Consider the following 6,513-nt stretch of genomic DNA (forward strand, 5'->3'; position numbering starts at 1 on the left):
CGACGGGCAGGACGTTGGTGGAGCCGTCGGAGAGCCGGACGCCGGTGCCGGCGGCGGCGACCTGCATGACGGCCTTGGCGTGGTCGGCCGCCGGGTGCTCCAGGGACTGGTGGACAGCGGCCACGCCGCAGGAGGCGCTGTAGTCGAAGGTGCCGTAGTGGAGTCCGGTGGCGCGGCCCTCGGCGGCGTCGATCATCCGGGCGACGGTGGCGCGGCCGTCCGGGCCGAGGACCGCCTGCGGGGTCTCGATCTGGATCTCGAAGCGGACGCGGCCGGCCGGCAGGTCGTGGGTCCGCTCGAACTCCGCGCAGAGCCGGGCCATGGCCGTCACCTGCTGGGCGTGGCTCACCTTGGGGAGGGTGAGCACCAGGCCGGCGGGGAGGCCGCCGGTGGCCATCAGGGTGGTGAGGAAGATGTCGAGCGTGCGGACGCCGCGGTCGCGGACGGCCGCCTCCAGGCACTTCATCCGGATGCCGACGCAGGGCGGCGCGGTGCCGTCGGCGGTCGCGGCGGCGACGAGGCGGGCGGCGCGCGCCGCGGCGGCGTCCTCCTCGGCGGCCGGGCGGGGGCCGTAGCCGTCCTCGAAGTCGATGCGAAGGTCCTCGATCGGCTCGCGTGCGAGCTTGGCGCGGACGCGGTCGTGGACCTCGGCGGCGAGGTGGTCGGGCAGGCCGAGGACGGCGGCGAGGGCGGCCGGGTCGGGGGCGTGCTCGTCGAGGGCGGCGAGGGCGGCGTCGCCCCAGGAGCGGACGGTGTCGGCGGCGAAGGCGTCGCCGGGGACGTAGACGGTGTGCACGGGCTGGCGGGTGCCGGGGTCGCCGGGGTAGCGGCGGGCGAGTTCGGCGTCGACGGGGGCGAGGGCGGTGTCGAGCCAGGCGTGGAGCGCGGGCGTGAGGCTGGTGGCCACGGGCGCCTCCGGCGATCCCACGGGGGGCTCCGGCGCGGGGGCCGTCGGGGGTGCCGGTGGGTGCTGCCGCGTCATCGCCATGCCTCCGCTCTTTCCGCTGCGCGGAATCGAAGATCCGTTTGGTGAAGCTATCCGGCGGGGTCGCGCCGGGTCAACCACCCGGCCGGTGGCCGAAGCGCGGCCGCGCCCGGGAGGCGGGCCCGGAAAACGGGCAGGGGTGGGTGGGGACGAGCCCCGGCGCCGACGGCATGTCGGCGTATCGATGTATCGACGTATCCGTGAACCGGCGCGTCGACCCATCGCCGTATCCACGCGCAACCGGCGAACGCGCCCCGGACGCATCGAAGGAGACGCGGCCCATGCGAAACCCCCTCACCCGCCGACAGGGCCTGCGCGCCGGGCTGGGCGCGGCCGTCGCCGCGCCCGCGGCGGCCGCCACCACCGGCGCCGCGTCCACCGCCCGTCGGCTGGACGTCATGTCGTTCAACCTCCGCTACGCCTCCGCCACCCCGCCGCACAGCTGGCCCGAGCGCCGCCCCGTGATGCGCGACCTGCTGCGCCGGGAGCGCCCCCACGTCATCGGCACCCAGGAGGGCCTCTACCACCAACTGCGCGACATCGAGGGGGACCTCGGCGCCGGGTACGACTGGATCGGCACCGGCCGGGCGGGCGGCAGCCGCGACGAGTTCACGGCGGTGTTCTACGACACCGGCCGGCTCGCCCCGCTGGAGTACGACCACTTCTGGCTCTCCGACACCCCGTACACCATCGGCTCCAACACCTGGGGCGGCGCCACGGTCCGCATGGCGACCTGGGTGCGGTTCGAGGACCGGCGCGACGGGCGGCGGTTCACGCTCCTCAACACGCATCTGGACCACCGCAGCGCCACCGCGCGGATCAACGCGACACGACTGATCGTCGAGCGGCTCGGCGGGCCGGACCGCTCGCTGCCGGTGGTGGTCACCGGCGACTTCAATGTGCCCGCGCACCGCGACCCGGTGTACGACACGCTGCTGGCCGCCGGCCTCGTGGACTCCTGGGACCGGGCGGAGCGCCGCGGTCCGCTCTACGCCACCTTCCACGGCTACCGGCCGCCGGTGCCGGACGGCGACCGGATCGACTGGATTCTCACCTCGCCCGGGGTCACCGCGCACACCGCGTCGATCAACACCTTCTCGCACGGCGGGCGCTTCCCCAGCGACCATCTGCCGGTGCAGGCGACCCTGACGCTCGGCTGAGCCGCCGTACGCACGCCTCCCGGACGCCGTACGCAGGCCCCCGCCGGGCGGGCCCGGACACGCGCGCGGCCCCCGCACACCGGAGGGCGTACGGGGGCCGCGCGGTCACCGCGTGGTGTCTCAGCCCTTGCGAGCCTTGACCTCCTCGGTCAGCTGCGGGACGACCTCGAACAGGTCGCCGACCACGCCGTAGTCGACCAGGTCGAAGATCGGGGCCTCGGCGTCCTTGTTGACGGCCACGATGGTCTTCGAGGTCTGCATGCCGGCGCGGTGCTGGATGGCACCGGAGATGCCGGCCGCGATGTAGAGCTGCGGCGAGACCGACTTGCCGGTCTGGCCGACCTGGCTGGAGTGCGGGTACCAGCCGGCGTCGACGGCGGCGCGGGAGGCGCCGACGGCCGCGCCGAGGGAGTCGGCGAGCGCCTCGATGACCGAGAAGTTCTCGGCGCCGTTGACGCCACGGCCACCGGAGACCACGATCGCGGCCTCGGTCAGCTCGGGGCGGCCGGTCGACTCGCGCGGGGTGCGGGAGACGACCTTGGTGCCCTTCGACTTCTCGTCGACGGTCACGGCGAGCTGCTCGACCGTGCCGGCGGCCGGGGCGGCCTCGGGGGCGGCGGAGTTGGGCTTCACCGTGATGACCGGGGTGCCCTTGGAGACGCGGGACTTGGTGGTGAAGGCGGCGGCGAACACCGACTGGGTGGCCACCGGGCCCTCGGCGCCGGCCTCGACGTCCACGGCGTCGGTGATGACGCCGGAGCCGATGCGGACGGCCAGGCGGGCCGCGATCTCCTTGCCCTCGGCGGAGGACGGGACGAGCACGGCGACCGGGGACACCGCGTCGTACGCGGCCTGCAGCGCGTCGACCTTGGGCGCGACGAGGTAGTCGGCGAACTCGGGGGCGTCGGCGGCCAGCACCTTCACCGCGCCGTACTCGCCGAGGGTCTTGGCGGCCTCGTCGGCACCGGCGCCGAGGTGCACGGCGACGGGCTCGCCGATGCGGCGGGCCAGCGTGAGCAGTTCGAGGGTGGGCTTGCGGACGGCGCCGTCCACGTGGTCGACGTAGACGAGAACTTCAGCCATGGGATTGCTCTCCTGCGAATGCGAAGGATCGAAAGGGGGCGGTGGGCGGGTTCGGCCGCGGTGTCGCCCCGGGGGGCGATCCCGGGACTAGATGAACTTCTGGCCCGCGAGGAACTCCGCGAGCTGCTTGCCGCCCTCGCCCTCGTCCTTGACGACCGTGCCGGCGGTGCGCGCCGGCCGCTGGGCGACGTCCTCGACCTTGGTCCAGGCGCCCTCGAGGCCGACCTCGTCCGCCTCGATGTCCAGGTCGGACAGGTCCAGGGAGGCCACCGGCTTCTTCTTGGCGGCCATGATGCCCTTGAACGACGGGTACCGCGCCTCGCCCGACTGGTCGGTCACGGAGACCACGGCCGGCAGCGACGCCTGGAGCTGCTCGCTGGCGGCGTCGCCGTCGCGGCGGCCGGTCACGGTGCCGTCGGCCACGGAGACCTCGGAGAGCAGGGTCACCTGCGGCACGCCCAGGCGCTCGGCGAGCATCGCCGGGAGCACGCCCATGACACCGTCGGTGGAGGCCATGCCGCAGATCACCAGGTCGTAGCCGACCTTCTCGACGGCCTTGGCCAGCACCAGCGAGGTGCCCATGGCGTCGGTGCCGTGGAGGTCGTCGTCCTCGACGTGCACGGCCTTGTCCGCGCCCATGGAGAGAGCCTTGCGCAGCGCGTCCTTGGCGTCCTCGGGGCCGACGGTGAGCACGGTGATCTCCGCGTCGTCCGCCTCCTCGGCGATCTGGAGCGCCTGCTCGACCGCGTACTCGTCCAGCTCCGAGAGCAGGCCGTCCACCGCGTCGCGATCGGTGGTCAGGTCCTCGGCGAAGTGCCGGTCGCCGGTGGCGTCGGGCACGTACTTCACACAGACAACGATCCTCAAGCTCACGCCGGCTCTCCTACTGCATCGTCTCTACTGGGCTGCCTTGTGCAGGCAGCATAGGCGCCTTGTGGGGGCGGGTCCCGGTTGGAGCCGTGAAGCGCTCCGTGCGGAATATTACTCGTCAGTACACTCGCCGGTTTCCCCGTAATCAAGGCCGTCGCACTGTGACGTGGACAACGCTCCGTAACCGGTTCTCACCGGGCCCGCCGTCAGTCCCGCAGGGCGTTGAACCGGCCCTGGTGGTAGAGGAGCGGGCGGCCCGTGCCACCGGCGTCGCGGCCGTCCCCGTCGACGACCTCGGCCAGCACCACCCGGTGGTCGCCGGCCGGAATCCGGGCCACTACCCGGCACACCAGCCAGGCCAGCACCCCGTCCAGGACGGGCACCCCGTGCGGGCCGGTGCCCCAGCGGGTGGGCGGGGCGAACCGGTCGGCGCCGCTGCGCGCGAAGGTGGCGGCCAGCTCCCGCTGGTCCTCGCCGAGGAGGTGCACCCCGACGTGCCGGGCCTCGGCCACGGCGGGCCAGCTGGAGGAGGTGGCGCCCACGCCGAAGGAGAGCAGCGGCGGCTCGGCGGCCACGGAGGCGAGCGACGTCGCGGTGAAGCCGGCGGGGCGGGCGCCGGGCGCGGTGATGACCGCGACGCCCGCGGCGTGCTGCCGGAAGACGGTGCGCAGGAGTTCGGAGGCGGCGGGCGTGGTGGTGCCCAGGCCCGGCGAGGCCGTCATGACGTGGTCCTTCCCGTCCTTCCCGACTGCATCACGTCAGATTGACGATACGTGCGGTACGGGGTCAAGCAAGATCTCGGAGATGGGAGCAGCGTCACGGCCGGTGCCGACCCGCTGCTCACCGGTGCCGGCGCGGCCCTCACGGGGTCCGCACCGCCTGCCCCAGCGCGGCGATGACGTCCGCCGTCCGCGGCTGCCCGGCCGCCCGGCGCACCACGCGCCCGTCGGCGTCCAGCACCAGCACGGTCGGGGTGCGGTCGATCCGCAGGGCGCGCACCAGCGCGAGCCGGGACTCGGCGTCGATCTCGCGGTGGGCCACGCCCGGCACCATCCGCGCCACCTCGGCGAGGACGCGGCGCGTGGCCCGGCAGGGCTGGCAGAAGGCGCTGGAGAACTGCACCAGCGTGGCGCGTTCGCCGAGTTCGCCGCCCAGGTCCGCGGCGCCCAGCCGCGGTTCGCCCGCGACGGCGCCGGCGGCTTCCCCGGCCGGCTGCCGGCCCTCGTCCTCGCGCACGCTCCCCGCGCTCCTCTCCTCGACGGTCACCGAGGGGTGCAGCGCCCGCCGGGCGGCCGGCATTCCCGCCCCCGGCGGCGGGTTTCCTTCCGTGGCGGTGGCCGGCCGACGGCGGGTTTCCTTCCGCGGCGGTGGCCGAACGATGGCGGATTCCCCGGCGGCGGCGCCCGTACCCCTCCGCGTGGCGGGCATCACGACGTGACGAGAATCTCCCCCTCGTACGGCGGCTGAACTGGCCCGGCGCGCACTGAATCAGGCACCATCTGCCAAAAGCCGCAACCTACGGCTGAGTAGCTTCGGGCTGGGAGAACCCTCCCCAGGCACAGAAGGGTCCCCCCGGGATGGCAGAGCTCGTCTATCCGCCGGTCATCGGCGTCGCCCGCACCATGTTCAAGGCGCTCGACCTGCGCTTCGACATCCAGGGCAGCGAGCACGTGCCGCGCCAGGGCGGCGCCGTCCTGGTCAGCAACCACATCGGCTACCTCGACTTCGTCTTCTGCGGGCTGGCCGCCCGGCCGGCGAAGCGGCTGGTCCGCTTCATGGCCAAGGAGTCGGTCTTCCGGCACAAGGTCTCCGGGCCGCTGATGCGCGCCATGAAGCACATTCCGGTCGACCGCTCGCGGGGCGAGAACGCCTACTCCGACGCGCTCGACGCGCTGCGCTCCGGCGAGATCATCGGGGTGTTCCCGGAGGCGACGATCTCCCCCTCGTTCACCCTGAAGTCCTTCAAGTCGGGCGCGGCCCGGCTGGCCCAGGAGGCGGGCGTGCCGCTGCTGCCGATGGCGCTGTGGGGCACCCAGCGGCTGTGGACCAAGGGGCGGCCCCGCTCGCTGGGCCGGCGCCACATACCGATCGCGATCCGGGTCGGGGAGCCGATGCCGGCCGATCCGGCGGAGACGGCGGTACGGGTGACCGAGCGGCTGCGGGAGCGGGTGCACGCGCTGCTGGAGGACGCCCAGCGGTCCTATCCGGTGCGCCCCAAGGGCCCGGACGACACCTGGTGGATTCCCGCGCACCTCGGCGGCACGGCGCCGACCCCGTCCGAGGCGGCCTGCTCGTGAACCGCGGTTCCTGAACCGCTGCTCGTGAACCGCTGTTCATGAGCAGCGGTTCACGAGCCGCTGCCGAAAACCCTGGGAACGACCGGAGCGGGGGGGGGGGGGGGGGGGGGGGGGGGGG

7 protein-coding genes are annotated in these 6,513 nt (G+C 74.0%); 2 read left to right on the forward strand and 5 right to left on the reverse strand.

What is annotated here, in order from left to right; genetic code table 11:
- Positions 1-907, reverse strand: a 907-nt coding sequence (locus ACSNOD_RS26840) for a DUF6986 family protein (protein ID WP_436769648.1), incomplete at its 3' end; no start/stop codon positions are given.
- 359 nt (positions 908-1,266) lie between these two features.
- Here ACSNOD_RS26840 and ACSNOD_RS26845 point away from each other — a divergent pair.
- A complete protein-coding gene (locus ACSNOD_RS26845) occupies positions 1,267-2,145 on the forward strand; it encodes an endonuclease/exonuclease/phosphatase family protein (RefSeq protein ID WP_436769649.1) in 879 nt (292 codons plus the stop codon).
- Between the two features lie 120 nt (positions 2,146-2,265).
- On the opposite strand, the gene ACSNOD_RS26850 is transcribed toward ACSNOD_RS26845, so the two are convergent.
- The 4 genes from ACSNOD_RS26850 to ACSNOD_RS26865 all read right to left on the reverse strand — a co-directional run bounded on the left by ACSNOD_RS26850 (position 2,266) and on the right by ACSNOD_RS26865 (position 5,397).
- On the reverse strand, positions 2,266-3,228 hold the full coding sequence (locus ACSNOD_RS26850) for an electron transfer flavoprotein subunit alpha/FixB family protein (protein ID WP_436769650.1): 963 nt from the start codon (positions 3,226-3,228) through the stop codon (positions 2,266-2,268).
- Between the two features lie 87 nt (positions 3,229-3,315).
- A complete protein-coding gene (locus tag ACSNOD_RS26855; RefSeq protein ID WP_436769651.1) occupies positions 3,316-4,101 on the reverse strand; it encodes an electron transfer flavoprotein subunit beta/FixA family protein in 786 nt (261 codons plus the stop codon).
- Positions 4,102-4,304: 203 nt separating this feature from the next.
- Positions 4,305-4,820, reverse strand: a complete 516-nt coding sequence (locus tag ACSNOD_RS26860; RefSeq protein WP_436769652.1) for a flavin reductase family protein — start codon at positions 4,818-4,820, stop codon at positions 4,305-4,307.
- Between the two features lie 139 nt (positions 4,821-4,959).
- Positions 4,960-5,397 (reverse strand): TlpA family protein disulfide reductase, encoded by a 438-nt coding sequence (locus ACSNOD_RS26865; RefSeq protein ID WP_436769653.1) that lies wholly within the window; start codon positions 5,395-5,397, stop codon positions 4,960-4,962.
- A gap of 278 nt (positions 5,398-5,675) precedes the next feature.
- Here ACSNOD_RS26865 and ACSNOD_RS26870 point away from each other — a divergent pair, with 278 nt between their 5' ends.
- Positions 5,676-6,395 carry a lysophospholipid acyltransferase family protein gene (locus tag ACSNOD_RS26870; protein ID WP_436769654.1) on the forward strand — a complete coding sequence of 240 codons (720 nt, stop codon included), beginning with the start codon at positions 5,676-5,678 and terminating at the stop codon, positions 6,393-6,395.
- Positions 6,396-6,513: the final 118 nt, after the last annotated feature.

It is taken from the genome of Streptomyces sp. URMC 123 (genome assembly GCF_051386515.1).
Taxonomy (GTDB): Bacteria; Actinomycetota; Actinomycetes; order Streptomycetales; family Streptomycetaceae; genus Streptomyces.